The 26,178-nt window shown below is 69.8% G+C and carries 25 protein-coding genes and 3 pseudogenes; 14 read left to right on the top strand and 14 right to left on the bottom strand.

The genetic code is table 11. From position 1 onward, the window contains the following. Positions 1-82: 82 nt before the first annotated feature. Both FDZ84_RS16740 and typA read right to left on the bottom strand, forming a co-directional pair. Positions 83-1,831: an ABC transporter family substrate-binding protein gene (locus FDZ84_RS16740; protein ID WP_168586677.1), complete on the bottom strand. Its 1,749-nt coding sequence runs from the start codon at positions 1,829-1,831 to the stop codon at positions 83-85. Positions 1,832-2,127: 296 nt separating this feature from the next. Continuing rightward, positions 2,128-4,047 carry a translational GTPase TypA gene (typA, locus tag FDZ84_RS16735; RefSeq protein WP_168586676.1) on the bottom strand — a complete coding sequence of 640 codons (1,920 nt, stop codon included), beginning with the start codon at positions 4,045-4,047 and terminating at the stop codon, positions 2,128-2,130. On the opposite strand from typA, the gene FDZ84_RS16730 reads away from it, so the two are divergent. Continuing rightward, a complete protein-coding gene (locus FDZ84_RS16730) occupies positions 4,037-4,225 on the top strand; it encodes a hypothetical protein (RefSeq protein ID WP_168586675.1) in 189 nt (62 codons plus the stop codon). The two genes, typA and FDZ84_RS16730, sit on opposite strands and share 11 nt — an antisense overlap. 100 nt (positions 4,226-4,325) lie before the next feature. After that, positions 4,326-4,532, top strand: a complete 207-nt coding sequence (locus FDZ84_RS16725) for a hypothetical protein (RefSeq protein ID WP_168584102.1) — start codon at positions 4,326-4,328, stop codon at positions 4,530-4,532. Between the two features lie 42 nt (positions 4,533-4,574). On the opposite strand, the gene FDZ84_RS16720 is transcribed toward FDZ84_RS16725, so the two are convergent. After that, entirely contained in the window at positions 4,575-4,886 is a 312-nt protein-coding gene (locus FDZ84_RS16720; RefSeq protein ID WP_029535177.1) for a YciI family protein, read from the bottom strand. A gap of 209 nt (positions 4,887-5,095) precedes the next feature. On the opposite strand from FDZ84_RS16720, the gene trpS reads away from it, so the two are divergent. Next, positions 5,096-6,061, top strand: a complete 966-nt coding sequence (gene trpS, locus FDZ84_RS16715) for a tryptophan--tRNA ligase (RefSeq protein ID WP_168586674.1) — start codon at positions 5,096-5,098, stop codon at positions 6,059-6,061. 188 nt (positions 6,062-6,249) lie between these two features. Next, a complete protein-coding gene (locus tag FDZ84_RS16710; RefSeq protein ID WP_168586673.1) occupies positions 6,250-6,864 on the top strand; it encodes a Uma2 family endonuclease in 615 nt (204 codons plus the stop codon). Here FDZ84_RS16710 and FDZ84_RS16705 read toward each other — a convergent pair. From FDZ84_RS16705 to FDZ84_RS16695, 3 genes are all read right to left on the bottom strand, one after another. Further along, entirely contained in the window at positions 6,861-7,709 is an 849-nt protein-coding gene (locus FDZ84_RS16705; protein WP_246869050.1) for an NUDIX domain-containing protein, read from the bottom strand. The two genes, FDZ84_RS16710 and FDZ84_RS16705, sit on opposite strands and share 4 nt — an antisense overlap. 150 nt (positions 7,710-7,859) lie before the next feature. Then, positions 7,860-9,236, bottom strand: coding sequence for a cell wall metabolism sensor histidine kinase WalK (locus FDZ84_RS16700; protein WP_168586671.1), 1,377 nt, complete (start codon positions 9,234-9,236; stop codon positions 7,860-7,862). Further along, positions 9,233-9,919: a response regulator transcription factor gene (locus FDZ84_RS16695; protein ID WP_168586670.1), complete on the bottom strand. Its 687-nt coding sequence runs from the start codon at positions 9,917-9,919 to the stop codon at positions 9,233-9,235. The genes FDZ84_RS16700 and FDZ84_RS16695 overlap by 4 nt, the downstream gene beginning before the upstream one ends. Positions 9,920-10,668: 749 nt before the next feature. On the opposite strand from FDZ84_RS16695, the pseudogene FDZ84_RS40690 reads away from it, so the two are divergent. The 5 genes and pseudogenes from FDZ84_RS40690 to FDZ84_RS16670 all read left to right on the top strand — a co-directional run. Continuing rightward, positions 10,669-10,995, top strand: a pseudogene (locus tag FDZ84_RS40690) (ABC transporter substrate-binding protein); the annotation flags it as partial. Between the two features lie 64 nt (positions 10,996-11,059). Beyond that, positions 11,060-11,296, top strand: a pseudogene (locus tag FDZ84_RS16685) (ATP-binding cassette domain-containing protein); the annotation flags it as partial. A 61-nt stretch (positions 11,297-11,357) separates the two neighbouring features. Further along, positions 11,358-11,657 carry a hypothetical protein gene (locus FDZ84_RS16680; protein WP_168584101.1) on the top strand — a complete coding sequence of 100 codons (300 nt, stop codon included), beginning with the start codon at positions 11,358-11,360 and terminating at the stop codon, positions 11,655-11,657. A 121-nt stretch (positions 11,658-11,778) separates the two neighbouring features. After that, positions 11,779-12,192: a GNAT family N-acetyltransferase gene (locus FDZ84_RS16675; RefSeq protein WP_168586669.1), complete on the top strand. Its 414-nt coding sequence runs from the start codon at positions 11,779-11,781 to the stop codon at positions 12,190-12,192. Between the two features lie 52 nt (positions 12,193-12,244). After that, positions 12,245-12,541, top strand: coding sequence for a 4a-hydroxytetrahydrobiopterin dehydratase (locus FDZ84_RS16670; protein WP_168590114.1), 297 nt, complete (start codon positions 12,245-12,247; stop codon positions 12,539-12,541). A gap of 87 nt (positions 12,542-12,628) precedes the next feature. Here FDZ84_RS16670 and FDZ84_RS16665 read toward each other — a convergent pair whose 3' ends face one another. Together FDZ84_RS16665 and FDZ84_RS16660 are read right to left on the bottom strand one after the other, a co-directional pair. After that, positions 12,629-13,594 (bottom strand): FAD-dependent oxidoreductase, encoded by a 966-nt coding sequence (locus FDZ84_RS16665; protein ID WP_246869049.1) that lies wholly within the window; start codon positions 13,592-13,594, stop codon positions 12,629-12,631. Continuing rightward, a pseudogene (locus FDZ84_RS16660) lies at positions 13,591-13,857 on the bottom strand (alpha/beta fold hydrolase); the annotation flags it as partial. The pseudogene FDZ84_RS16660 and the gene FDZ84_RS16665, both read right to left, overlap by 4 nt. 341 nt (positions 13,858-14,198) lie before the next feature. Here FDZ84_RS16660 and FDZ84_RS16655 point away from each other — a divergent pair. After that, complete coding sequence (locus tag FDZ84_RS16655; protein ID WP_371812862.1) at positions 14,199-14,348, top strand: MerR family DNA-binding transcriptional regulator; 150 nt, start codon at positions 14,199-14,201, stop codon at positions 14,346-14,348. Positions 14,349-14,467: 119 nt separating this feature from the next. Here the strand turns inward: FDZ84_RS16655 and ychF are convergent, their stop codons facing one another. Next, positions 14,468-15,547 (bottom strand): redox-regulated ATPase YchF, encoded by a 1,080-nt coding sequence (ychF, locus tag FDZ84_RS16650; protein WP_168586667.1) that lies wholly within the window; start codon positions 15,545-15,547, stop codon positions 14,468-14,470. Between the two features lie 107 nt (positions 15,548-15,654). Further along, positions 15,655-15,840, bottom strand: coding sequence for a hypothetical protein (locus FDZ84_RS16645; RefSeq protein ID WP_168586666.1), 186 nt, complete (start codon positions 15,838-15,840; stop codon positions 15,655-15,657). A 150-nt stretch (positions 15,841-15,990) separates the two neighbouring features. Between FDZ84_RS16645 and FDZ84_RS16640 the strand changes: the two genes are divergently transcribed. Together FDZ84_RS16640 and FDZ84_RS16635 are read left to right on the top strand one after the other, a co-directional pair. After that, positions 15,991-16,917, top strand: a complete 927-nt coding sequence (locus tag FDZ84_RS16640) for a hypothetical protein (protein WP_168586665.1) — start codon at positions 15,991-15,993, stop codon at positions 16,915-16,917. Positions 16,918-16,924: 7 nt separating this feature from the next. After that, positions 16,925-18,121 (top strand): sensor histidine kinase, encoded by a 1,197-nt coding sequence (locus tag FDZ84_RS16635; RefSeq protein ID WP_168586664.1) that lies wholly within the window; start codon positions 16,925-16,927, stop codon positions 18,119-18,121. Between the two features lie 292 nt (positions 18,122-18,413). On the opposite strand, the gene FDZ84_RS16630 is transcribed toward FDZ84_RS16635, so the two are convergent. Together FDZ84_RS16630 and FDZ84_RS16625 are read right to left on the bottom strand one after the other, a co-directional pair. Then, a complete protein-coding gene (locus FDZ84_RS16630) occupies positions 18,414-18,977 on the bottom strand; it encodes a dihydrofolate reductase family protein (RefSeq protein WP_168586663.1) in 564 nt (187 codons plus the stop codon). Positions 18,978-19,010: 33 nt separating this feature from the next. Further along, entirely contained in the window at positions 19,011-19,199 is a 189-nt protein-coding gene (locus FDZ84_RS16625; protein WP_246869048.1) for a YciI family protein, read from the bottom strand. Between the two features lie 466 nt (positions 19,200-19,665). Between FDZ84_RS16625 and FDZ84_RS16620 the strand changes: the two genes are divergently transcribed. Continuing rightward, positions 19,666-20,304 carry a response regulator transcription factor gene (locus FDZ84_RS16620; RefSeq protein WP_168590110.1) on the top strand — a complete coding sequence of 213 codons (639 nt, stop codon included), beginning with the start codon at positions 19,666-19,668 and terminating at the stop codon, positions 20,302-20,304. 33 nt (positions 20,305-20,337) lie between these two features. After that, positions 20,338-21,819, top strand: a complete 1,482-nt coding sequence (locus tag FDZ84_RS16615; RefSeq protein WP_168586662.1) for a DNA-3-methyladenine glycosylase 2 — start codon at positions 20,338-20,340, stop codon at positions 21,817-21,819. A 168-nt stretch (positions 21,820-21,987) separates the two neighbouring features. Here FDZ84_RS16615 and FDZ84_RS16610 read toward each other — a convergent pair whose 3' ends face one another. Next, complete coding sequence (locus FDZ84_RS16610; protein ID WP_168586661.1) at positions 21,988-24,939, bottom strand: AAA family ATPase; 2,952 nt, start codon at positions 24,937-24,939, stop codon at positions 21,988-21,990. Beyond that, positions 24,936-26,120 (bottom strand): exonuclease SbcCD subunit D, encoded by a 1,185-nt coding sequence (locus FDZ84_RS16605; RefSeq protein WP_168586660.1) that lies wholly within the window; start codon positions 26,118-26,120, stop codon positions 24,936-24,938. The genes FDZ84_RS16610 and FDZ84_RS16605 overlap by 4 nt, the downstream gene beginning before the upstream one ends. Positions 26,121-26,178: the final 58 nt, after the last annotated feature.

Here is a 26,178-nt window from a genome sequence, read left to right as displayed (position 1 = left end):
TCGCGCGAAATCGCCACCCGCCAGGCGTGGGGAACGGCGATTTCGCGCGAAATCGCCGCCCCGCGGCCTGCTCCGTGCGGGCTTAGTAACCGTCGCTGTCGGCGTGCGTCCCGACCCATCGGGCAGCGGTGGAGAACGGCCCGGCCAAACCGTTGCCCGCCTCGACGCCGGTGACTTCCCGGCGCAGCGCCATCACCTGGGCCTGCTGGTACAGCGGCAGCGCCACCGCGTCGCGCCACAGCACGGGCTCGACGGCCGCCGACGCCCCGGAGAACGGCACCTGACCGGTCAACGCCGCGTCGATCGTCGGCTGCAGCAGCTGGTCGCAGAATCCGGCGTCGTTGTACGGGAACGGCTTCTCGCTGTCCTTTGCCACGCCCGGGCAGCCGTACGAAGACGCCAACATCGCAGCCGGGTCGCCCCCCGCCGGACGCGGCGCGATGGCCATGTCCACCGAGCCCGACCCACCGGACTCGCCGGACTGCGGATTGGCCGACAGCATCTCGCCGAACAGCTGATCACCGGTAGGCGTCACCACGGTCGCCTGGAACCCCTGGTCCCGAAGCCGCCGCGCGGCCGCCTCGGCGATCCTGATGTACGACTCGTGCTCGAACGGAGCCGCGATGACCAGGTTCAACGGCCGCCCGTCCCGCAACCAGGCTCCACCGCTGCGGTGGTACCCGGCCTCGTTGAGCAGTCGCTCGACCTGCGCGGGGTCCGGCCGGTTCGGCAGCCCCGGTTCGGTCGGCGTGTAGCCGCGCTCGGACGGCGCGAGCACCTGGGCGTGCGCCTGGAGCTGCTCAGCAGGCCCGCCACCGGTGCCGGCCTCGATCAACGCGGGCCGGTCGAGCGCGGCGAGGACCGCTCGGCGCACCTTGACGTCCGCCAGCGCCCGGCTGTCGTGCCGCAGCAGCACCTCCATGGTGGCCGGGCGGGGCACGGTGATCAGTTGCACCGCATCGCCGAGGTCCTGCAGCGCCTGCATGGTGCCCCGGTCCGCGCCGAACACCGCCAGGTGGCTGTCGCCGCTGCGCAGTGCCTCGACCTGGCGGGCCCTGTCGGTCGCGCGCAGCACGATCCGGTCCGACTGCGCGGGCGGGCCCCAGTACCGGTCGTTGCGCTCCAGGATGATCTCGCCGCGGTCGAGGTCGATCTGCCGGATCGCGAACGGCCCACCGGAAGCCGGGTAGCCGTCGTCGAGCACCGTCGCCCAACCGCGCGGCGCGTCCCGCAGCAAGTGCGCGGGCAGCAGGTTGTTGAAGAGCGTCTGCCAGCCGGGGAACGGCTTGGCGAAGGTGACGTCGACGGTCTTGCCGCCCTGCCGCGACGCCACGTCGTCGATCAACTGGTAACCGGCCGGGTCGGCCACCCCGGGCTGGGAGCGCAGCTGTTCCCACAGGTAGACGAAGTCCTCGGCGGCGATCGGTGCGCCGTCGGACCAGTTGGCCTCGCGCCGGATCCGGTAGCGCACGGTGAACTTCTCTGCGTCCGGCACCACCTCGGCCGATTCCATCAGCGTGCCGTCCAGCTGCAGGTTGCCGTCCGGCGCCGGGCGGAACACCGACGGCAGCATCAGGCTGGCCAGCGCCGAACTCGTCGACGACAGGTCGGCGAGCGTGTGCGGGTTGAACCCACCTTCGAGCTCGTCGACACCGACGACGACCTCCACCGGCATCGGCTGCGTCGGCGGAGCGCTGGTCGTCGGCGACTGCGTCGGGGGTTGCGGTGGCACCAGCGGCGGCGGGGGGGCATTCGTGCAGGCAGCCACCACGCTGACGGTTGTCACCACCAGGCAGACAGCGGCCAGTGGGCGGCGTCGACCCAAGGACACGCCGAACCTCCCCTCACGTCTGCTCCCCCGAACACCCCGGCCCACCCGGGGCGGCTCGCACGTGCGGAAGACGCGCGAGAGCCCTCCATGGTTCCTGCCGCCGACGAAATGATCGACACCGGGGGTCGAAGCCCAGTGTCCTCGCCGCCCGCCCACGCCGCGTGCGGATCGGCGAAATCCCGGCGGCCTCGACGACGTAGGAGCTCAGCAGGCAAGGAACGGCGATTTCGCGCGAAACCGGCGCTCCCAGCGCGTGCTCGGTGGCGATTTCGCGCGAAATCGCCACCGAGCACACCTCAGTTGGCGTTGTTGTCGCGGGCCTTGGCGCGGGAACGCTCGCGGGCGCGGGTCGTGCCGTCCAGGACCAATTTGCGCACCCGGATCGCCGCCGGGCCGACCTCGACGCACTCGTCACCGGAGCAGAACTCCAGCGCCTCCTCCAGCGCGAGCGTCCGCGGCTTGGCCAGCCGCTCCAGCTCGTCCGCGGTGGAGGACCGCATGTTGGTGAGCTTCTTCTCCTTGGTGATGTTGACGTCGAGGTCCTCGGCGCGCGGGTTCTCCCCGACCACCATGCCCTCGTAAACCTCGTTGCCCGGCTCCACGAAGAAGCTGCCGCGGTCGGCCAACTGCAGCAGCGCGTAGGTGGTCGCCGAGCCGGCCCGGTCGGCCACCAGCGAACCGGTGTGCCGGGTGCGCAGCTCGCCCACCCACGGGAAGTAGCCCTCGAAGACGTGGTTGGCAATGCCGGTGCCGCGGGTCTCGGTGAGGAACTCGGTGCGGAAGCCGATCAGGCCGCGGGCGGGCACCACATACTCCAGCTTGATGCGGCCGGTGCCGTGCCCGTCCATGGTCTCCATCCGGCCCTTGCGCCCGGCCAGCAGCTGGGTGACCGCGCCGAGGTGCTCCTCGGGGGCGTCGATGGTCAGCCGCTCGAACGGCTCGCACAGCTGGCCGTCGATGGTCCGGGTGACCACCTGCGGCTTGCCGACGGTGAGCTCGAAGCCCTCCCGGCGCATGGTCTCCACCAGGATGGCCAGCGCCAGCTCGCCGCGGCCCTGCACCTCCCAGGCGTCCGGCCGCTCGGTGGGCAGCACCTTCATGCTGACGTTGCCGATCAGCTCGGCGTCCAACCGGTTCTTCACCAGCCGCGCGGTGACCTTGGTGCCGCCGTTGCGGCCGGTCAGCGGAGAGGTGTTAACGCCGATGGTCATCGAGATCGCCGGGTCGTCGACGGTGATCCGGGGCAGCGGCTCGGGGGCGTCGGGGTCGGCGAGGGTGTCGCCGATGGTGATGTCCGGGATACCAGCGATGGCCACCAGGTCGCCCGCGGACGCCTCGTTGCACGGCACCCGGTCGAGGTTCTCGGTGATCAGCAGCTCGGTGAGCCGGACCTTCGCGACGGTGCCATCGGCGCGGCACCAGCCCACCGTCTGGCCCTTGCGCAAGGTGCCGGAGTGGATCCGGCACAGCGCGATGCGGCCGAGGAAGGAGGACGCGTCGAGGTTCGTCACCAGCGCGCGCAGCGGCGCCTCGGTGTCCGCGGTCGGCGCGGGCACATGCTTGAGCAGCACGTCGAACAGCGCGGTGAGGTCCTCTTCGGCGGGCAGCTCGCCGTCCACCGGCTGGGCCAGCGAGGCCCGGCCGGCGCGGGCGGAGGCGTAGACGACCGGCAGGTCCAGGATCGCCTCCATGTCGAGCTCGACCTCGCCGTCGAGCTCGCTGGCCAGCTCCAGCAGCAGGTCATGGGTCTCCTCGACGACCTCGGCGCAGCGGGCGTCCGGGCGGTCGACCTTGTTCACCACGAGGATCACCGGCAGTCCGGCAGCCAGCGTCTTGCGCAGCACGAACCGGGTCTGCGGCAGCGGGCCTTCGCTGGCATCCACCAGCAGCAGCACGCCGTCCACCATCGACAGGGCGCGCTCGACCTCACCGCCGAAGTCGGCGTGGCCGGGGGTGTCCACCACGTTGATGGTCACCGGGCCGGCGTCGGTCTCCCGCCGGACCGCGGTGTTCTTGGCGAGGATCGTGATGCCCTTCTCCCGCTCCAGGTCGTTGGAGTCCATCACGCGGTCGACGAGCTCCGCGCGTTCGGAGAAGGCCCCGGACTGCCGCAACATGGCATCCACCAGGGTGGTCTTGCCGTGATCGACGTGGGCAACGATGGCGACGTTGCGCAGATCACTGCGAATGAGGGCGGCGACGCTGGTGGCGGACACGCGGGTACTCCTGGATCGGCGCGGGTGGGCGGCGGGGTTGGTCGACTTCGTCCGGGTGCGGGATGATCCGCAAGGCACCGAGCCGCGGCTCCACTGCGCCGCTGCTGCGGAGCTGATGGGCGCCACCCCCGCCGAGCGGAGGCGCACGCACGTCGACGCGCGGCTCTCCCCAGGGTAGTGCAACCTGATGCGGGACCGGCCGTCGCGTGCCCAGCGCAACACCCGACGCCCGGCTCCCAACATCAAGTTCGCCAACCGAGGTTAGGTTCGCCTAGCCTGTGCCCAACCCCGTCTCGGCATCGAAAGAACAAACCGTGGGCAAAGGCACCATCAAGGTCAAGAAAAAATGTTGTCGATCTCGACCACCCTGCAAGAGCTGCCCGGTCGTGGTACTGCGCGACTTGCTGCGCGAGGCCAAGGCGGACGAGGTCAAGAAAGCGCAAAAGAAGGTCAAGAAAGAGGCAAAGAAAAAGGGGACGAAATGATCTGACCGCGGCACCTGCCGTGGTTCGCGGATAGCTCTGGGACTACTTGCGGGCGGCCGGGGACAGCGGGTCGGCGTACTTTGCCAGCTCGGGGATCGTCCGCAACGCGGTGAACTCGATGACCTCGTAGCGTGCGAGTTTGTGCAGCGCGAACGGGTCGGTCGCGAGGATCGCGTCGAGCCGGCCGCGGGACATCGCCCGGGCGATGATCACCCCGCCGCTGCGCGGATGGCGGTGGCCGGCGGCGATGAAGTCGCCGGCGTCGTAATGCTGGGTAACCCATTCGTAGTGATCTACCAGTTGACCGTCGATATCCGATTCTGGCGCGGTGTATTGCAGCAGCACTACAAACATTCTTTCACGGTAGCCCTTCTCCTTGACCGCTGCCGATCACCAAGCGGTAACATTGCGGCGTGCGCGCAATGTCGAACATGTGGTGGGCCGTCCGAGGGCGGCCCAGCGACGTCGTGCACTGACACGCAGATCATCGGCCGCTCCGCCGGGCGGCCGAGCGGCATGAGGTCGATCCTGGCGGGCAGCGGCCCAAGACCCGGGAGAGACCAATGACCCGCCTGTCCGGCATCACCCCGTCCGGCCACGTCCAGCTGGGCAACTACCTCGGCGCCGTGCGGCGGTGGGCCACCGAGCGCGAACCCGCAGACCTGTTCTTCGTCTCCGACCTGCACGCCATGACCATGCCGCACCGTCCGCAGCGGCTGCGCTCGCTGACCCGGGAGCAGTTCGCGGTGCTGATCGCGGCGGGCATCGACCCCGATTCGCTGTTCGTGCAGTCGGATCTGGTCGGCGAGCTGGGGACGCTGAACTGGATCCTGGAATGCACCTGCTCCTACGGCGAGGCCGCCCGGATGGTCCAGTTCAAGGAGCGGGGTGCCGGGCAGGAGTCGGTCCGGGTCGGCCTGCTGACGTATCCGGTGCTGATGGCCGCCGACATCCTGCTGCAGGGTGCCACCCAGGTGCCGGTCGGCAGCGACCAGGACCAGCACGTGGAGCTGGCCCGCACGCTGGCCCGCCGGTTCAACGCCAATTACGGCGACGTCTTCGCCGTCCCGGAGGCCGTGGTGCCCAAGACCGCGGCGCGAATCCGGGATCTCGCCGACCCGACGCGCAAGATGGAGAAATCCAACCAGCAGAGCCCCGGCGTGGTCTTCGTACTCGACGAGCCGGACGCCATCCGGCGCAAGTTCCGCCGCGCGGTCACCGACGGCCTCGACGAGGTGCGGTACGACCCGGACGGTCGGCCGGGCGTGGCGAACCTCCTGGAGATCCTCGCCGCCTGCAACGACACGAGCCCTTACGCCGCAACGGAATCTGCGAGCACCTACGCGGAGCTCAAGGAGGCGGTGGCCGAGGCGGTGATCGAGGAGCTGCGACCGGTGCGCGAACGCGCCCGGGAGCTGCTGGACGCTCCGATGGAACTGGACCGCATCCGGGCACACGGGGCGAAGCGAGCGAGCGAGCGGGCGCAGCCCCGCCTGCAAGCCGCCCTCCGCGTCACCGGCCTCCGCTGATCCGCTCCAGCGGGGGGCGCCCGCGACCCGGCTACGGGCCACGGGCGCCCCCGCCCAGCACCACCTGCGCATTCGTTCACTAGTTCGAGTGGATCACCTGGCGAACACCTGATCAGTATCGGCAGCCTGGGCTCATGGGTACCGTGAAGAAAGGCAACACCGCGTTCTTGGTCGAGAGGAGTGCCGCCGTGGCTGCACCATCGTTCGACCCACACGCCCCGTTCGATCCGCTCGTTGACCTGGACGGCCTGTGGACGCCCGAGCTTGCCGAAAGGTACCTACCGATCCCGGGGATGCCCCCGGCCAAGTACGAGTGCCTGGGCGGGAAGCTGATAGTGAGCCCCTACGAAGGTTCGGCGAATGTCTACGCAGCGGACGAGCTCTACCTCCGGATGCGCGCGCCTGCACGTCGTCTCGGCGGCAATGCCTACACCACGCTGAACGTCGAGATGCCAAAGATCTCGTCGATGCGATGGGCACAACCCGACTTCGCGGTGCTCCGCGAGCCAGCGCGCGGACGTGTCTGGATCTCAGCCGAAGCCGTCCTGCTCATCGGCGAGTGCGTGTCGAAGTCGAGTCGCCGGAACGACTTCGTGGACAAACCCGCTGAATACGCCAAAGCCGGGATTCCGTATTGCATGCGGGTTGACATCGCCAGGGAACGCGAGCGCGTTTCGGTGGAGCTCCTGCGCTTGGAAGATGGCACCTACCGCGATCATGCCAAAGCGCTGGACGGCCAGACCTTCGAGACCGAACTGCCGTTCCCGCTGTCATTCGACCCAGCCGAGCTGCTGGAGCTCTAGGCCTCGGCCAGCAGGTCGCGGAGGGAGTGGACCAGGACCCGATCGGCGTCGAGCCAGTCGAGTTCGGCCAGTTCGTCCGCCGACACCCAGCGGACTTCGTTGTGCTCCACCGCTTTCGGTGTGGCCGTGGGGTCCGCGAGTTCGGCCGCGTGGATGCGCAGGAGCATTCCGTTGCTGAGCGGAACGTCGGTGCCGACGCGGCCGGTCGGGCGGACCTCGACGGCGAGTTCCTCCTGACATTCCCGGATGACGGCGGCGGGTTCGTCCTCGTATGGCTCGACCCGGCCGCCGGGCAGTTCCCAGCGACCCGCGTCCGGCGCCGGGTAGCGGCGTTGCTGCGCCAGCAATTGTCCCTTGTGGACGATAGCGGTGCCGACGACGATCGGCCGGGACGCCCAGGATTCGGCGAGCTCGCGCACGGCGGCGATGCGCGCGGCGAGCACGTCCAGCACGAACCGGCGGACGACGGTGATGTCGGCGAGCCGGCCCAGCGGGCCGAACGGCGTCGTCCAGTGCAACGAGTCGGTGAGCAGCGTCCGGGGTCCGGCCTCGGCGAGCACCGACTCGTGGCGCAACTCCGGCAGCGGGCCGGAGATCAGCACGGAACTCATCGCGTCGGCATCGGCGCGCACGATCCGAGTGGTCAGATCCGCAGGGAGGCGGGCGATTCTGGTGTGGAAGACGATCTCGTCACCGGGGACGAGCAGCGCGGCCGGACGGGTCGCGGCGCGGCCGTTGACGCCGAGGGCGGCGAGTCCGACCTCGGCGGTGCGGGTGTGCCGCAGCGCGGCCCCCACCGTGGCCCGGGGTGCCTCGATCAGTCCGGTGCTCCGCAAAACCGACACGTGCAGACATTTTGCCCCACCCGACCGGGTCACCCGCCACCGCCTGCTCGGAGGCCACGCTGCTTGGGCGCGCCTCGCGCTCGACCGCGCCTCGCCGCCAGGCGAGCGGCAGCCGTTCCCGCAACCGGCACCGCCGCAGGACGCGGGCACTCAGCTGCCTGCCGCGTGCCGGGGCCAGCGAACCTCGACGCGGGCGCCACCGTCCGGCGATGTCGAGGCCCGGACCGCGCCTCCTCGACGGCGCACCGCCTCGGCCGAAAGGGCGAGCCCGAGCCCGGCACCGCCGGTGCTGCGCGCCCGGTCCGGTTCCACCCGGTGGAACCGGTCGAAGACCCGCTCGCGGTGCGCCATCGGAATCCCGGGCCCGTCGTCGTCGACCACCAACCGCACCCAATACGCTCCGGAGGAGCCTATGCCATCAGCGAAAACGGAGACCCGCACCAGCGTCCGGGTGTAGCGCAACGCGTTGCCGACGAGGTTGTCGAGCACCGTCGACACCTCCGCCGGGTCGGCCAGCACCAGCACCGGCCTGGCCGGGACCTCCACCTCGATCCGGGGGCCGGTCCCGGGCGCGCCCGGCGGTTCGAGCCGATCGGCGGCGGCCCGCACCGCCGTCACGAGGTCGACCGGCTGCCCGGGGGCGGCCGTGTCGCGCTCGGCCCGCGCCAACGCGAGCAGGCTCTCCACCAGGGCCGACAGGCGCTGCGCTTCATGCGCGATGTCCTGCAGGGTCTCGTGGGCGAGCTCCGGGTCCGGATGCATCACGGCGACCTCGGCCTGGGCGCGGATGGACGCGACGGGGTTGCGCAGTTCGTGCGCGGCATCGCCGGTGAACCGCCGTAACCGCTCGGTATCGGCGTCGCGCCGGGCGAGCATGATGTTGAGCTCTTCGGCGAGCGCACGGATCTCGTCGGCGGCCTCGGGCACCGGCAGCCGCTGGCCTTCGGGGAGCCCGGCGGCGGCCACCCGCATCCGTTCCACCGGTCGCAGCGAACGGCGCACCACCAGCCAGGTGGCCAGCCCCACCAGCGCGGCGGCGAGGATCGACCCGAAGCTGAGCAAGCGGCCGGTCTTGCCTGCGGTGTCGGTGAACCCGACCAGCCTCGCGCCGGTGGCGACGAGCAGCGGTCGGCCGGTCGGGTCGGGCACGACGACGCCGCGCCACCGGTGCACTTCGGCGGGCGGCTCGAAGTCGATCACGCCGTCGCCGGAGCGCAGCTCGTCGATCTGCCAGTGGTGCAGGCTCGTCTCGGGCAGCCCGTCCAGCGGCGCGCCAGAGGTGTCCAGCACCCGGATCTCGGGCGTGGCCACGGCGGAGGGCGCGGTCCCGCCGGCGAGGCGGCTCGCGGTCATGGTGGCGGTGCGCTGCAGGTCGGCGTCGACCGAGTCGATCAGCAGCCAGCTGACGACCCCGGTGCTCACGTGCGCGATCACGCCGAGTCCGATCAGCGCGACGGCGGCGGCCACGATGCTGGTCCGGAACTGGATGGTGCGTCGGTGCCACCACCGGCGCAGGCTCGCGGTCATGCCGTTTCGACGCAGACCCGGTAGCCCTGGCCGCGCACGGTCTGCACCAGTTCCCCGGCGCCAGCCGCGGCAAGCTTGCGGCGCAGGTAACCGACGTAGACCTCGACGACGTTGCGGGTGACGAACTGCTCCTCGCCCCACACCATGCGCAGCAGGTCGTCCTTGGGCACCACCGCCTCCGGGTGGCTGGCCAGCGCGACCAGCAGCCCGTACTCGCGCGGCGAGAGCGCGATCACCTCGCCAGCCCAGCGCACCTCGCGGGTGGCCCGGTCGATCTCCAGCTCGCCGACCCGCAGGCTCGCCTGCCGCCCGGCGGTGTCGCGGCGCCGCAGCAACGCGCGCACCTGCGCGACCAGCACCAGGAAGGAGAAGGGTTTGACCAGGTAACCGTCCGCGCCGAGATCCAACCCGTCGGCCTGATCGACCTCGCCGTTCTTCGCCGAGATCAACAACACCGGGGTGTTCACGTCGCCGGCGCGCATCCGCTCCAGCACCCGGTAGCCGGACAGGCCGGGCAGCATGACGTCCAGCACGACGACGTCGAAGGCGCCGGTCAAGGCCAGGCGCAGGGCATCGGTGCCGTCGGCCGCGACGGTCACGTCCATGCTCTCGGCGGACAACCCGCGGCGCAGCGCAGCGCGAACTCCCGGCTCGTCGTCCACCACCAACACCCGCGGAACCATGGCCCAAGCATGCCGATCCGGCAACCCCGGCGGCAGGGAAATCTCAGCATGATCTCAGCTCCGAGCCCCATTCTCAGGCTGATCTCAGCCTTGGCAACCGCTCCGGGTTCGCACGCGCCGCAGTACCGGTGGGGCACACGACCAGCGGCTGCGCCGCTTCGACGCCGGACATCGAGGCCGGTGCCCGGCATCGACCTGGCCGAAATGCGCGGAAAACCCGTTCCCTGCGGTTACCGTCCGAAGTGGATCAGCGCCATGCGGTGACACCTGCGATCCGGCCCGCTGTGATGCGCCTCGCCATCGGATCGGGCGGTTAACGCCGGACGAACCAGCTACCGAAACGCATGGCCAAGCACGGTTCGAAGAGGCGATCAAGCGTTGCGAAAGTAGCAAGAGAAGACAGCGGTTGAGCCGTTGCTCCAAGGCGTGGCTTGACATATCTACCCTGCACATGGCGGCTTGACAGCTTCCATCGCGTCCGCGAAAGTCGATGCGATCGATTGACTGATCAATCAGTCGCAGGTCGAAAACGCAACGCCAGCGGGGTGCTGTCGAAACGTTCCGGCACCGCTTGAAAGACCACGTCACCGGCGCTCGTCCGAAGCGACGGGTGCGGCACCCCGCAAGACACAGGAGGTTCCGCCGGATGCCGAGCAGAGGCCGTCGAACGCCGGCCCCAGTCGTCGCGCCGTCCTCCAGTACGTCGCGGTGGGCGCCGGCGCGGTGGGCGCGGGTGCCGTGATCAGCGGATGCGCGGGCGGCGCGGTGCGCAAGGCGCCGATCCCGTCCCGGCCACCGCAGTACGGCGGCCGGCTGCGGGTCGGCATAGTCGGCGGGTCCAGCAAGGACACCCTGGACGCCCACGCCGCCGTGACCCACCCGGACCAGGCCCGCAACTTCCAGCTCTACGACACGCTGCTCAAGTTCAACTCCGACTACCAGATCGACGGCAGCTGGAGTCGCAGACCGGTTCGTGGGTGCCGTTCACCATGCGGGTGGACCGGCCGCCGTTCGACGACGTCCGGGTGCGGCAGGCGTTCCGGCTCGTCGTGGACCGGGAGCAGATGATCAAGCAGGTGCTCGGCGGGCACGGCACCGCCAGCAACGACATCTACACGATTCCTCCACAGTGGACAGACGTTGGAGTCGCTGAACCCGCGCCGCCGGGTTCGCGACCTGGTGGCCCAGCCGATCTCGGCGCTCGGTGGGGATTCCGGCCGCAAGAGCACCTCGGAGCGGGTGGCCGAAGCGCTGCGGCTCGCCGCGCTCCGGCCGGACATCGCCGAGCGCTACCCGGACCAGCTCAGCGGCGGCGAGCGGCTGCGCGTGGCGATCACGCGTGCCCTGGTCACCCGGCCCGAGGTGCTGATCTGCGACGAGATCACCTCCGCGCTGGCCGAGAGGACGCCATCGCACTGCGGCGGTGTATTCGGCGCTGGTGACGGGGAAGCTCGTCAGCGGCCGGACGATCGACCGGATTCGCCGGGAGGAGAGCCGGGGCACCGACCCCGGCACGGGCCGGCCGCTGGCCTTCGGCCTGGGCTACGAGCTACAGGATTCGATCGAGACGTACGGCCCGGAGGCCACCGGTTTCGGCCCCAGCGGAGCGGGTGGTTCGCTGTTCGGCTGCTGGCCCCGCCTGGGCGTGGCGTTCGCCTTCAGCCCGTGCCTGATGCGTACCGAAGGCCTCGACAACCGCTCCCACCTCCTCCTCACGGCCCTCCACACCTGCCTGTAGATCCTGCTCAGGAGCGTTTTGCGTGCCGGTGCGGGTAGCGGAACCTCAGCTCTGCGTACCCCGTTCCTGCTGCGCGGTTTCGCCGGCGAAATCCGGTCGCGTGGGCCGTTAGGCTCGGTGCATGGACTTCGAAGTGGACGACTCGCGGGCTCGGACCGATCGCGACGTGGTGTGGGAATTCCTTTCCACGCAGGCGTATTGGGGTCAGTGGCGCAAGCGGGAGGACTTCGAACGGCAGATCGACCTCGCTTGGCGGGTGGTCGGCGCCTACCGGAAGCCGGACGGTCGGCTGATCGGCTTCGCCCGGGCGTTCTCCGACGGGGTAGGCACGGCGTACCTGGCCGACGTGTTCGTCGCCCCGGAGGCGCGCGGCCACGGCATCGGCAAGGCGCTGGTCCAGGGCATGATCGACGACGGCCCCGGCCGGGACTTCCGCTGGATGCTGCACACCGACGACGCGCACGACCTCTACCGCGCGTACGGCTTCGTCAACCCCGACCACACCTACCTGGAACGCCCCAGCCGCCTCTCGTGATCGGGGTGCTCGCCGGGTGGAGATCGGCGCGCCGAACCTCCACCATGTTGGTATGACCGAACTGCTCACCGACACCCAGGTCTCCGACGCGCTCCAGCACCTGCCGGAGTGGCGCCAGGACGGCGTCAATCTGACCCGCACGGTCGAATTCGGCGGCTTCCCGCAAGCCATCCAGGCGGTGACCCGGATCGCCGAGATCGCCGAGAACGAGAACCACCACCCGGACATCGACATCCGCTGGCGCACCGTGACGTTCTACTGCACCACCCATTCCAAGGGCGGCATCACGGCCAACGACACCTCGCTAGCGCAAGAGATCGACAGCGTCGTAGAGCAATTCCAACAATGACAGGCCGACTGCCCCCACCCGTGAGTGTTTTTGGGTGCCATAGCACCCGGAAGCGCTCACGGGGCTGACCAGGCGAAACCCAGGGGTTCAGGCGATCCCTTCGACGAGGTCCACGGCTTCGAAGGCGCATCCCCAGGACAGCGCCACGCCGCAGCCACCGTGCCCGTAGTTGTGGATGATGCGCCCGCCTTCGTACTCCTCGACCTCCACCCGCACGGCCTCCCGGCCGGGCCTCAGCCCGACCAGTTCCGCGAGCACTTCGGCGTCGGCCAGCCGCGGTTCCACCTCGGCGCAGCGACGCCGGATGCCTTCGCTGACCTCGCGGCGCGGCACCACGTTCCAGTCGTGCTCGACCGCCACGCCGCCGAGCACCACCCGGTCGCCGTGCGGCATGTACGCGGCGAACTCGCCGGAGTCGGACAGCTCGATGAAGTACTCGTCGATCCCCGGGTTGCGCACCACGACGTGCTGGCCGCGCACCGGGTGGACGCCAGGGTCGCCGACCAGCTCACGCGCTCCGACGCCGGTGCAGTTGACCACCGTCGGGGATTCGGCGACCGCGTCGGCCAGCGACGGCACGGGGCTGAGCTGCAGTTCGCCGCCAGCGGCCTGGAACCTGGCGACCAGGTAGTCGAGGTAGCGCGGCATGTCGATCAGCGGCACGGTCGCGTGGTAGCCGCTGACGAACCCTTCCGGCAGTTGCTCCGGCGTGCAGGGACGCAGGTCGGGGATCAGCTTGGCCTCGGACGGGACCGCATCGCCGAGGTCGAACCGGGCCGCCATCCGCCCGGCGGCGAGGTGCACCCCTGAATTCTCGTCGCGGGCCAGCGCGGTGAACTCGGCGTGCGAGCGGGTCACCCAGTACAACACTCGTTCGGCGGGTCGCAGCATCGCCGGACCCCACATCGCGCCCGCGACCGCGGAAGTCGTGTCCTGCGGCCGATCGGCGGTCCGGATGCGCACGCGTTGGCCTGCTTCGGCGAGGACGACCCCGGTTGTGAGGCCTTGCACGCCCGCGCCGATCACGAGCACCGGGGCTGCGGATGCGGTCATCTTCGACACGCTAGCAGTGAACCGGCGATGGAGTTCAGCGCAAGCGGCCCGAAGCAGTTCAGCAGCACGAACCGCGCGAGCGCCTCCCGGTCCGGGCCGTCGAGCAGGTGCTGCCAGAGGTCCAGGGTGAGCCGGAAGTGCCGGTCTGCGCGGGCGAACCCGGTAGTGATCATCAGCGAGGTGACGCGCTCCGGATACCGCGCGGCAGCCCGGACGGCGACCGTCGTGCCCACCGAATGGCCCAGCACCGCGAAAGGTTTCCACCCCGAAGCCGACCGCCGTGGCGGCGACGTCGTCGACGAGCCGGTCCAGTTTCGAGCGGCTGCTCGGCATTCGGCGTCTTACCCGCGCCGGGTAGTACGGCGCGACCACCGTGTGCTTCTCGGCGAGCTCGTCGATGAACGGGGAAGTTCGCGGCCGCCGAGCCACCCTCGCCGTAAGCCAGCGGCAGACCGGGCCCGGACCCGCGCACGTCGAACGACAGGGACATCAGGATTTCCTAATGACGACAAGACATTCCCGAGCACCAACCGCAGCGCCCAAGCACTCCGCTGACCTCTCGTGCCGAAGACGCTAAAGGCTGACAGTGATGTCAGAGTCAACGATGCGTGAGCCGGATCGCATGAAGATCCGTGAGCTGTCCCACCGAACCGGGGTCAGCCAACGCCTGCAGCGCTACTACGAACAGCAGGGCCTGCTCACTTCCGAACGGGCGCGGAGCGGGTACCGGGTACTACCGGGACGAAGCGGCTGATCAGAGGCGATCTCAACCAAACATCCACGCCTGGTCCAGCCGCCGAACAAACCTCAACGGATTTCGTCACCAGGTACGCGAAGGGGTCGTGGTCCAGGCTCACTTCCCGCCCCCAGAGGTCAGACGTTGAACCTGAACTCCACGACGTCGCCGTCGGCCATGATGTAGTCCTTGCCTTCCATCCGGACCTTGCCCGCCGCCTTGGCCTCCGCCATCGAGCCGGCCGCGATCAGGTCTTCGAAGGAGACGATTTCCGCCTTGATGAAGCCCCGCTCGAAGTCGGTGTGGATCACCCCGGCCGCCTGCGGCGCCGTCCAGCCCTGGCGGATCGTCCAGGCCCGCGCCTCCTTCGGCCCGGCCGTCAAGTAGGTCTGCAGGCCCAGCGTGTGGAAGCCCGCTCGGGCCAGCGCGTTCAGGCCCGGCTCCGCCTGGCCGATCGACTCCAGCAGCTCGCGCTGGGACTCCTCGTCCAGCTCCTTGAGCTCCGCCTCGACCTTGGCGTCCAGGAATACCGCGTCGCCGGGCGCGACCAGGTCGCGCAGCTCCTTCTGCTTCGCCTCGTCGGCCAGCACGCCCTCGTCGGCGTTGAACACGTAGAGGAACGGCTTGGTGGTGAGCAGGTTGAGTTCGCGCAGGTCCGGGGTGTCCTTGCCGAGTCCCGCCGCGAACAGGGTCTTGCCGGAGTCGAGGATCTCCTTGGCCTGCTGCGCGATCTCCAGCGCCGGGCGCTTGTCCTTGTGGGTGCGCGCTTCCTTCTCCAGCCGCGGCAGCGCCTTCTCCAGCGTCTGCAAGTCGGCCAGGATCAGCTCGGTGTTGATCGTCTCGATGTCGCTGGAGGGGTCCACCCGGCCGTCGACGTGCACCACGTCGGGGTCGTCGAAGACCCGGATGACCTGGCAGATCGCGTCCGCCTCGCGGATGTTGGCGAGGAACTTGTTGCCCAGTCCCTGCCCCTCGGAGGCGCCCTTGACCAGGCCCGCGATGTCGACGAACGACACCGTGGCGGGCATCGTCTTCGCCGAGTTGAAGACCTCGGCGAGCTTGTCCAGCCGCTCGTCCGGCAGCGGCACCACGCCCACGTTCGGCTCGATGGTGGCGAACGGATAGTTCGCCGCGAGAGCGTCGTTGCTGGTCAGCGCGTTGAACAGGGTGGACTTGCCGACGTTGGGCAGCCCGACGATTCCGAGGGTGAGACTCACACCCCGAAGTCTAGGTGCTCGCTCACCAAGGCATCGGGGCCGGTCGCGCGGGGGGTGCGCGGATGCACAGCCGAACCCGCCCGGATACGTACCCGCGCCCCGCGAGGTCAGCCGCCGTCCAGGTCACCGCCCTCCAGGTCACCGTCCTCCTGCTCCTGCTCCTGCTCCTGCTCCTGCTCCGGAGCGGGTGCCGGGTCGTTGCACCCCGCCGCGACCACCAGGGCGAACGCCGCGCCGGACGCGGCGCCGAGGATCCGGAAGCCGCGCCTAGTACTGATCTTCGATCGGGTCATGCCGCGACGATAGGGATGAAACGCGCAAAATGCACCCACCTCGATCGAATTCCCCCGCGGGAGGGAGGCGGTCCCCGCCGCAGCGGGAGGTCCGCGGGCAGCGAGATCCCGAGCATTACCGGTGAGTTCAGCCGAACCACCAGGAGTTCCATGCTCAACCTGAGTCGGATGGCGTTGATCGCGTCGGCCCTCACCTTCCTCGCCTTCGAATCGCGACACGTCCTGCCGCGCGGGGTCGTCCTCTTCGAGCTCCCGGGGTGGACGACACCCCTGGCCGCAGCGACCGGCGTGCTCGGCGCCACGCTGCTGACGTCGTCGTTGCGAGCTCGCCGCATACTCCTCGCGATCAACGGCGCGGCCGTATTGCTGCTGTTCTTGGCCGCAAGCGGCATCCTTTTCGACCTGTTGCGGGTGTTCGGTCTGATGGGCTTTCCCCCGGACTGGCCGATGTTCACCACCCGCTCCTTCGCGTTTATGAGCGCGATCCTGCTAGTCCGGGCGACGGTCCTGCGGGTCCGGGAGATCACCGGGGCCTGCGAACTCTGCGGCGGGCCGGCCGCGCCACCGCCGCGCTGGCTCGGATACCTCGGTGTCCTGTTCGCGCTGCCCTATCCCGTGATCAAGACCAACTGGGCGCTGGGCGGCACCCTCGGGCTGGACTACCCGGATCCGGCGCGGGACGGCTTCACCAGCGGTTGGCTGGTCGTGCCCGCCGCGCTGATCGGCATCGTGCTGTCGCTGGCCCTCGTCCACCGGTGGGGGCGGATCTGGCCGCGTTGGGTTCCCGGTCTGGCGGGCCGTCCGACGCCACGCGGGCTGCTGCTCTTCGGCGGCTGGTTCGGCACCGCGCTGCTGTTCACCATGGGCCCGGCCGGCGCCGCCACGGTGGTCTCCGACCTTGTATCCGGCACGCCGTTGAGCACGATCGCCGGGATGCACTACTGGCCCGGGGCGCTGTTCTACCTGAGCTGGATGTGCTGGGCGCCGGTGTTCGGGCCGTCGGTCTACCTGTACCAGCGGGCGACGCGCCGCAAGCCGTGCGGAACCTGCGATCGCGTGCCGGTCCCGCAGGGATGATGTGGCCATGCCGTCCCGCCTGATCAGACCGTTCACCGCGCGCGCCACTTACCGGCAGTGGGTGCACTTGATCCTCGGGGCCGTGCTGGCGGTGCCGTACCTCGCGGTAGCCGGGCTCGTGCTTGGGCCATTGCTGGGCCTCGGATTCGGGCTCCGCCTGCCGCCTGTCGCGGTCGGCCTCGTTCAAGGCGCGTTCGTCGTGCTCGCCGTGGTGGCCACTGGGTTGCTGCCGGCGACCCGGTCGCTGTCGGGCGCTGCGGCGAAATCCCTGCTCGGACTGCCGGAATCCGGCGACGCCGATACCTGGCCGGATCGGTGGCGGACCGTCTGCTGGCTCGTCGTGCACCTCGCGCTCGGCTCCGGCATCGGCCTGCTGACGCTGATCGTGCCGCCATTCATCCTGCTGCTGTTCGCCGATCCGCTGCTGGCGTTGTCGCCCGAGCTGGCCGGAATCTCGCTGTACCGGGCTTTCGACATCGGGCAGTGGTGGGCGCCGCTGGTCGGCCTGGGCTTGATCGTCGCGGGTTTCCACCTGGTCGCGGTTGTTGGCGCGTTGTTGGCGCGGCTCGCCCCGACGCTGCTGGGACCGTCCGAGCACGAGCGGCTGCGGCGGCAGGTCGAGGAGCTGTCCGAGCGGAACCGGCTCGCCTCCGAACTGCACGACTCGGTCGGGCATGTGCTGAATGTCGCTGCACTGCAAGCAAGTGCAGCGAACCGAGTGCTGGACAGCGACCCCACATTCGCGCGGGAGGCGCTCGCCGCGATCGCGGATTCGACCCGGGCCGCCCTGGCCGACCTGGACAACGCACTGGGCGCTCTGCGGTCCTCCACTTTGGACGAATCGTCCCTGGCCGATCTCGACGACCTGATCCGCTCCACCGAGCTGGCCGGACTCGAGGTGCGGCTCGACCTCCAGGGCAACCCGGGTTCGGTCCCGCCCCAGGTGAGCCGCGAGGGATACCGCGTGGTGCGCGAGGGCCTGACCAACACCCTGCGCCATGCGGGCCGGGTGAGGGTCGCGGTGCGGATCGCCATCAGCCCGCGCACGTTGGACATGGACATGACAAATCCCCTGGGCTCGTCGACTTCCCGCCGAGGGTTGGGCCTGGACGGCATCAAGCGCCGCGCACAAGCTCTGGGCGGCCACGCCGAGGGCGCCGCGAAGGGCGACAACTGGCAGCTGCAGGTGCATCTCCCCTGGTAGAGACGGGCACGGGTCGTGAGTCTTTTGGGTTGCCATGACGAACCGCTATTTGTGTCCCTATCGTTACCCTCGGTTTTGCGCTGTGTCGTTGGCGGGTGGATGTCTCCACCTACAAGGGAAGGGCTTGTGTCCTATTCCCGCCGACCTGGCATAGCCCAGTCAGATAGTGTCAAAAGGCACCCTACGGCCTTCGGTGAGGGTTGATGGAATTCTGCCCCTTGATGCTGTCTGATAGCCCTTGTGGAGGTCGCTGGGCTTCCGCCGTACTGCTGTGATCTCTCGGGGCGGTTAGCTAGTCCACGGGTACGTAGCGGAGGAGGACCTGGCCGGAGGGAAAGGTGCGGTTCTCCACCAGTTCGAGCTTGACCCACTTCTCCAGCGCGGGGAAGAACGGTGTGCCGCCGCCGACCGCGACTGTAGTGACCACCACCAGGAACTCGTCCACCAGGCCGGCCCTGACCAGCGGCGCGGCCAGCGTGGCACCGGCAACGTCCATCATGCCGTCGGTCTCGGCCTTGAGCTTCTTCGCGACCTCGACCACGTCACCTCGTTCCAGGCGTGAATTCCAGTCGACCGACTCGAGGGTCTTCGAGAAGACTACTTTCGGCATCGCCCGCCACAATCGGGCGAACTCCGCTGCCACCGGAGAGATGTCGGGGGCCTGGTCGGCCGTTGGCCAGTACGCCGACATCAGCTCGTACAAGTTGCGCCCGTACAGCGACACTGCGGTGTCGCGGACCCGGTCGTTCCAGAACTGGTGCACCTCGTCGTCCGGGCCAGCCCACGGGAGCTCGCCCTTCCCGTCGACCGTGTAGCCGTCCACCGAGATGTTCATGCCGTATGTCAGTTTGCCCATGGCAGTACAGACTGCCGGGCTTGCCGAAACTCATCACGACCCGGTGACCTCTCTTATCTCCACGTCAGCGCGGGGCACCCGCCGACCCCACTCGGCGGCCTCCGCGCGGGAGTCGACCTCCAGCAGCCAGAAGCCGGCAGCCAGGTCACCGGCGAGTAGCACGCCCGCCTGGACCAGTTCGTCGTGGTAGTGGGACAGGTCGAGGTCGTCTCCGGCTGTCACCGCCGAGACTGGTATGCCCGGGACCCTCAATACGGAACGGGCCATCACCGCCGAAAACCATCACAACCACTTCTCCGGATAGCTCTTCGGATTCGAACGATGCGATGAAGTGCGTTTCTAGGTTTTCCGCCCTGATGCTAAGAATTGTTGTGCATTCGCGTACGAAGTGCCAGAGGACTTCGTCTTCTTGACGCCAGACAAACTGGACTGACCGCTGTATAGCGTCGTAGCTCGGTTCGATCGAACCGTTTCTGTGGCGATCCGAACACCTTGAATCCAAGTTCATCGAGAACTTCGGGGGCTTCTCCGAATTGGTCGAGGAACTCTTGCCCCTTGGGGATGGTCATCGTTTCGGTCATTTTTCCCCTTCTTTGGGATCATTGTTACAGCAGCTGACCAGCGGAAACGTCGACCCTCGCGCCTCGCCTAGCGTGGGCGCAATAGGCTCGGCTGGGTGAGCGAAGCCATGAGCGTGCTGGTCGTCGATGACGAGCCGCTGATCCGGTCCGGGCTGCGCGCCCTCATCGATGCCGAACCCGACCTGACCGTCGTCGGGGAGGCCGCCGACGGCGCCGAGGTCGTCCCCCTGGTGCGGCGGCTGCGGCCGGACGTCGTGCTGATGGACGTCCGGATGCCCGGCGTGGACGGCATCCAGGCGACCACCGCGATCCTGGATTCGGTGCCCCGGCCGCCGCGCATCGTCGTGATCACCACCTTCGAACACGACGACCACGTCTACGGCGCGCTGCGCGCCGGCGCCACCGGCTTCCTGCTGAAGCGCTGCCAACCGGAGGAACTCGCCCAGGCCATCAGGATTGCGGCGCGCGGCGAATCGCTGCTGTTCCCGGCCGCGATCCGCCGGTTGGCCGCGCCGCAACGCGCGAGCCGCCCGCAGGTCGAACTCACCGAGCGGGAAGCCGACGTCCTCCGCCTGGTGGCGCGCGGGATGTCCAACAGCGAGATCGCCGCCGAGCTGTTCATCGGCGTGCAGACCGTCAAGACCCACGTCGGTAACGTGCTGGCCAAGCTCCAGGCCCGGGACCGCACGCAGGCCGTCGTGTTCGCCTACGAATCGGGTTTCATCAGCGTGTCCGATTCCCGCTAGTGGGTGCCTCCGGGTGCTGGCACCATCGGGGGCATGTTGGTGGGAACCGAGGAAGCGCTCCGGGCCGTCGCCTCGCGCGACGCGCGTTTCGACGGATGCTTCATCCACGCCGTGCGCACCACTGGTATCTACTGCCGCCCGTCGTGCCCGGCGCGCACGCCCAAGCCGGACAACAGCCTGTTCTTCCCGACCGCTGCGGCGGCGCAGGCCGCCGGGTTCCGCGCGTGCCGCCGGTGCCTGCCGGACGCCGTTCCGGGGTCGCCGGAGTGGGACCTGCGCGCCGATCTCGCCGGTCGCGCCATGCGGCTGATCGCCGACGGGGTCGTGGACCGCTGCGGGGTGCGCGGGCTGGCCGACCAGCTCGGCTACTCGGAACGCCACCTGACCAGGGTGCTCACCGCGGAACTCGGTGCCGGGCCCCTCGGGCTGGCGCGGGCGCACCGGGCGCACTCGGCGCGGACCCTGATCGAAACGACCGCGATCCCGTTCGGCGACGTCGCATTCGCGGCCGGGTTCTCCAGCCTGCGCCAGTTCAACGACACGCTGCGCGAGGTCTTCGGGGTGACCCCGACGGCGATGCGCAGCCGCGCGCAGCGCAGCGCCAAGGTTCCCGGCGGCAGCGCCGGGGCCGTCCAGCTCCGCCTACCGTTCCGTGCTCCCTGCGATGTGGCCGGCGTACTGCGGTTCCTCGGCGAGCGGGCGCTGGCCGGGCTCGAAGACGCCGGACCTGACCACTACACGCGCGCCCTGCGCCTGCCGTACGGCACCGGGATCGCCACGCTCCGCCCGCACGAGAAGTACGTCGCCTGCACGCTGCGGCTCACCGACCTGCGCGATCTCGGTAGCGCAGTATCGCGGCTGCGCCGCCTGCTCGACCTCGATGCCGATCCGGTCGCGATCAACGAGGCGCTCGGCGCGGACCCCGCGCTGCGGTCGGCGGTCGCGCAAACGCCCGGGGTGCGGGTGCCGGGCAGCGTCGATGGCGCGGAGATCCTGATCCGCGCCGTGATCGGCCAGCAGATCTCGGTGGCGGCAGCCCGCAAGACGACCGAACGGCTCGTCACCGCGCTGGGCGAACCGCTGGCCCACCCAGACGGTGCGGTGACCACGCTGTTCCCGACCCCGGAAGTGCTTGCGGAGCGGGCGCTGGAGGCCCTGCCGGGGCCGCGTCGGCGGGTGGAAACCGTGCGCGCGGTTGCGGAGGCCGTCGCCGGCGAACGCCTGGCGCTGCACACCGGGAGGGACGAAGCCGAACTGCGGCAGGATCTGGAGAGCATCAGCGGCATCGGCCCGTGGACGTCGAGTTACGTCGCCATGCGGGTGCTGGGTGCGCCGGACGTGCTGCTGACCGGTGATCTCGCGTTGCGGCGCGGCGCCGGGATGCTCGGGCTGTCCGAAGACCCGGCCAAGATCCAGGCGCACGCGCGGCGCTGGAGCCCGTGGCGCTCCTACGCCGGGGTGCTCCTGTGGGAAGCAGCCGCCAGCGGCACGCCGCAACTGCGACTCGCCTCGTGACCCTGCCGCGCGTCACAACGATCTCCACGCAGCGCACTGAAGCGACCCGCCGGGAGCGGGAACACGGCGATTTCGCGCGAAATCGCCGCTCCCCCCGCGTGCGGGTTGGCGATTTCGCGCGAAATCGCCAACCCGGGACGCCTCGAAAAAATCGTCCACTGTGGATCATCAGGTTCGGATTTCGAGGGTGGAACCGTCGCGGGACTTGCGGACTCGGAGGCGGACCGAGATCCGTTGGCGCATCTCCTCGACGTGGGAGACGAGGCCGACGACCCGGCCGCCAGCGCGCAGGTCGTCGAGGGTGTCCATCACGAGGTCCAGGGTGTCGGCGTCGAGCGTGCCGAAGCCCTCGTCGATGAACAGCGTGTCCAGCAGCGCGCCGCCGGTCTCGGCGGCCACGACATCGGCCAGTCCGAGAGCCAGCGAAAGCGAAGCGAGGAACGACTCGCCGCCGGAGAGCGTCTTGGCGGGGCGAACCTTGCCGGAGTAGTCGTCGAGCACGTCCAACCCGAGGCCACCGCGCGTGCCCCGCGCCCCGGCCGCGTCGGAATGCACGAACGAGTACCGCCCGCCGCTCATCCGCTGCAGTCGCCGAGTGGCCGCGATCGCGACCTCCTCCAACCGGGCGGCCAACACGTACGCGCGCAACGACATCTTTCGCGCGTTCTGCCCGCGCCCGTTGACCACGTCCGCCAAGGCCTCCAGTTCGGCGTGCTCCGCCAACGCCGGCCCGAGCTTCGCCCACGCTGCGCGCAGCCGCTCCGCGAGCTGCGCGATGTCGCGCTGCCGCTGCTCGGCGCGATGCGCCAGCGCAGCTGTGCGCTCCGCCGCTTCGCGCGCGACGACTGCCTCCTCGGTGGCCCTTTCGAGGCCGACCTCGGCGTCGGCGTCGACGCCGGACAGCTCCGCGCTGGCCAGCGCTGCGCGCGCGCCCGCGGCGCGTTCTTCGACCTCGGCGAGCGCCTCGGTGAGCTGCGTGAGCCGTTCCTCGCTTCGCTCGGCGGCGAGCGAAGCGGCCACGTCGTCGAAGCCTGCCGTGGTGGCGGCTTCGGCCAGGGCGGTTTCGTGTTCGGCGAGGCGCTTTTCGGCGTCGTCCCGGGTTGTCCGGGCGGCGGCGAGTTGTTCGAGGCGAGTTGCGATGTCGAGCAGGTGCTTCCGGCGATCGGCGATGCTCGGGAAGTCGGCCCGTCCGTCGCGGAGCCTCGCCTCGCGTTCGTCCACTGTGGTCACGAGGGTGGCGTGTTCGCTGCGGGTCGCCGCGATTCGAGTGCGAACCTCGGACAGCTGCTCGCCCAGGCGCTCGGTGGATTCCTCGAGCTCGGCGAGCTGCTTGGTGCGTTGCGGCAGCTGTGCTGCGGTGTTCTGCAGCGCGTCGCGTTCGGCCCTGAGTTCGGCGAGATCGGCGGCGAGGTCCGTCTCGGTGTGTTCGCCCAGTCGTTCCGCCAGGTTCTCGACGTGCTGCTGGGCTCGTTGTGCTTCCGCGGCGGCCTTTTCGCGACGGGTTGCCGCGCGCTGCTCGGCGGTTTGGGCCTTGTCCTCGTCCTCGGCGCGCACCGGGTCGTCGATCGGTTTGCCGGGCTCGGGGTGTTCCGGCGAGCCGCAGACCGGGCACGGCTGGCCGGGCGAGAGCCGGGCCGCGAGTTCGGCGGCCATCCCGGCGAGCCTGCGGGCGCGGAGGTCTTGCAGCAGGTCGCGGGCTTGCTGGTGGGCGTCGATCGCCTGTTGCGCTCGGGCTGTGGCCGCCGCGAGTTCCTTCTGGGCATCGGGGAGTTCCCGTGCGGTCCGCAGCAGCGCCGCCACCTCGGTGCCGCGTGCTTGCACGGTTTCCAACCGCAGCTCGGCGTGTTTCGCCTCGTCGACCTGCTGCCGCGCGGTGCCGATGCGGTCGGGCAACGTGGCCTGTTGCCCGACGAGCTCCGTTTCCAGGCCCTCGTCCGCGGAAATCCGCCCGGCGAGTGACGTCAGCTTCTTCCGGTCGGTTTCCTGTTGCCGCGCCTCGGGAATCAGGTGTGCGAGGCCGCCTGCTTCCTCCCGCTTGGCACCTGCGAGCGAACGAAGTCCGGTCAGCGGCGTTTCGGCGTCCAACTCGCAGCTAGCTGCCGCGGCGACGACCTCGGCTCGTGCTTTGTCGCGTTCTTGCTCCGCCCGCAACGCGGCACTGCTGGCAGCGAGCACCGGAACCGCGCGTTGCGCGGCTTCCCTTTCCGCCCGCCAGGTGTCGTGCTGGTCCTGCTGTTCGCCGATCTCGGCGAGGGTCGCGTTGGCCTGCCGGACGCGGCGAACCTTCTGGGCCAGCTCGCGGCGCTCGGTCAGCTTCGTCTCGGCGGCCTCCCGCTCGCGCCGCAGGCGGGAGTGCTCCGCCTGCGCGCTCTCCATCTCGCGGACGGACCGCTTTTCGATGTCCTCCAACCAGTTCTGCTCGTCCGCGCCGGCCTCCGGCTCCGTGCCCGAGACCTGCGAAACGCGCGCGAGCAGCTCGCGGACCTGCTGGGTCTGCTCCTCGACGTCCCGGGCGCGCTCGCGGCGGCGGTCGACGAACCAGCGCTCGACCTCGCCGAACCGCTGGGTGCCGAACAGCTTCTCCAGCAGCTTCTCGCGTTCCGCGGTGTCCGAACGCAGGAACTTGGCGAACTCGCCCTGTGGCAGCATCACGACCTGGAAGAACTGGTCGACCGTCATGCCCAGCAGGCGTTGCACCGTGCGGCCGACCTCGTCGATGCGCGTCAGGCCATCCGGCGGCTGCTCGGTGGGCGCGCCATCGACCCAGGTCAGCGAGGCCTTCGCCGGCTGCGTGGTGTAGCCGTCGCCGCGCTTCTTCGGCCGCTGATACTCGGGGCTGCGCTCCAGCCGGAGCCGCTGCCCCTGCACCGTCAGCTCCAGCACGACCTTGGTGACGGTGTCGGGCTCGGCCGTGTCGCAGCGCAGCCGCTTGACCTCACCGCGAGCGCCGGGGACCGTGCCGTAGAGGGCGAAGGCGACCGCGTCCAGCAGCGTCGTCTTGCCCGCGCCTGTGTCGCCGTGCAGGAGGAAGAGGCCGTCGGCGCCGAGCCGGTCGAAGTCCACCCGCTGGTGGTCGCGGTACGGGCCGAACGCGGTGATTTCCAGGCTGTGCAGCCTCATTTCGCACCCTCCGCCGAGGCTACGGCGCGCAGCGCCTCGTCGAGCAGCGCGCGTTCGGATTCGTTGGGTTCCGCGCCCCGGCAGTCGGCGACGAACCGGGCGGCCAGGTCGTGGTCGTCGCGACCGCGCACGATCTCGGCGTAGCGCAGCGGCGCCGTCGCGCGACCGATCGCGGGCCTCCACTCCAGGTGCACGGCGTACGGGAAGCGCTGCTGCAGCCGCCGCATCGCCTCCAGCGGGCGCACCTCATCGGTGAGGGTCGCCGAGACGTAGCACTCCGCCAGCTCGGCGTGCTCCGGCTCGTTGAGCAGGTCCTCCAGCAGCCCCTGGACCGTCGCGAGCCGCCGCGGCACCGGCAGCTCGCGCCGTTCGACACCGGCCAGGCCGGCGGCGTCCAGTTCGACCAGCCACACCGACTTGCGGTGCGCCGCTTCGGAGAACGAATACGCCAGCGGGCTGCCGGAATAGCGCAGGTGCTCGGCAAGCCGCTGCGGGCCGTGCAGGTGGCCCAACGCGACGTAGTCGACGCCGTCGAACACCGAGCCCGGCACCTGCTCGACGCCGCCGACCGCGATGGTTCGCTCCGAATCGCTGCTGTCACCTCCCGTGACGAAGGCGTGCGCCAGCACCACCGAACGAGTCCCTAGTGGACGTTCGGCCAGTTCGGCGCGCACCCGGTTCATCGCCTCGGTGAGCACCGCCGTGTGGCCGCGCGATTCGATCCCGGCGCTGGCCCCGGGCACGTCGGCGCTGGCCTGCAGGGTGTGCCGAGCCGGGTCCGGTTCGAGGTACGGGATGCCGTAGAAGGCGACCGGGCCGTGCCGGTCGTCGATCACCACCGGCTCATGCAGCCGCGCGATCTGGGTGCGCAGGTGCAGTCCCCCGGCCGCGGCGAACTCGGCGAAAGCACCGACGCGGGCGGCGGAGTCGTGGTTGCCCGAGGTGACCACCAGCTGGGCGCCCGCCTCGCGGATCCGGCCGAGCACCCGCACGCAGGTCTGCACCGCCTCTCCCGAGGGCACCGCGCGATCGTAGAGATCGCCGGCGATCACCACGACGTCGATCTGCTCCTCGACGACCAGGTCGGCCAGCCCACCCAGGACGGCTTCCTGATCTCCAAGCAGGTCCCGGCCGTGGAACGTCCGCCCCACGTGCCAGTCGGAGGTGTGCAGCACTCGCATGGGCCCAAAACTATCGGCGCCCCCGCCGGACATCACGGACCCCCCGCACCACTTCGGC

This window comes from Saccharopolyspora sp. ASAGF58, assembly GCF_012277335.1.
Taxonomy (GTDB): domain Bacteria; phylum Actinomycetota; class Actinomycetes; order Mycobacteriales; family Pseudonocardiaceae; genus Saccharopolyspora; species Saccharopolyspora hattusasensis.
Note: the sequence above shows the minus strand (reverse complement) of the source record. Positions and strands in the feature narration are given on the sequence as shown.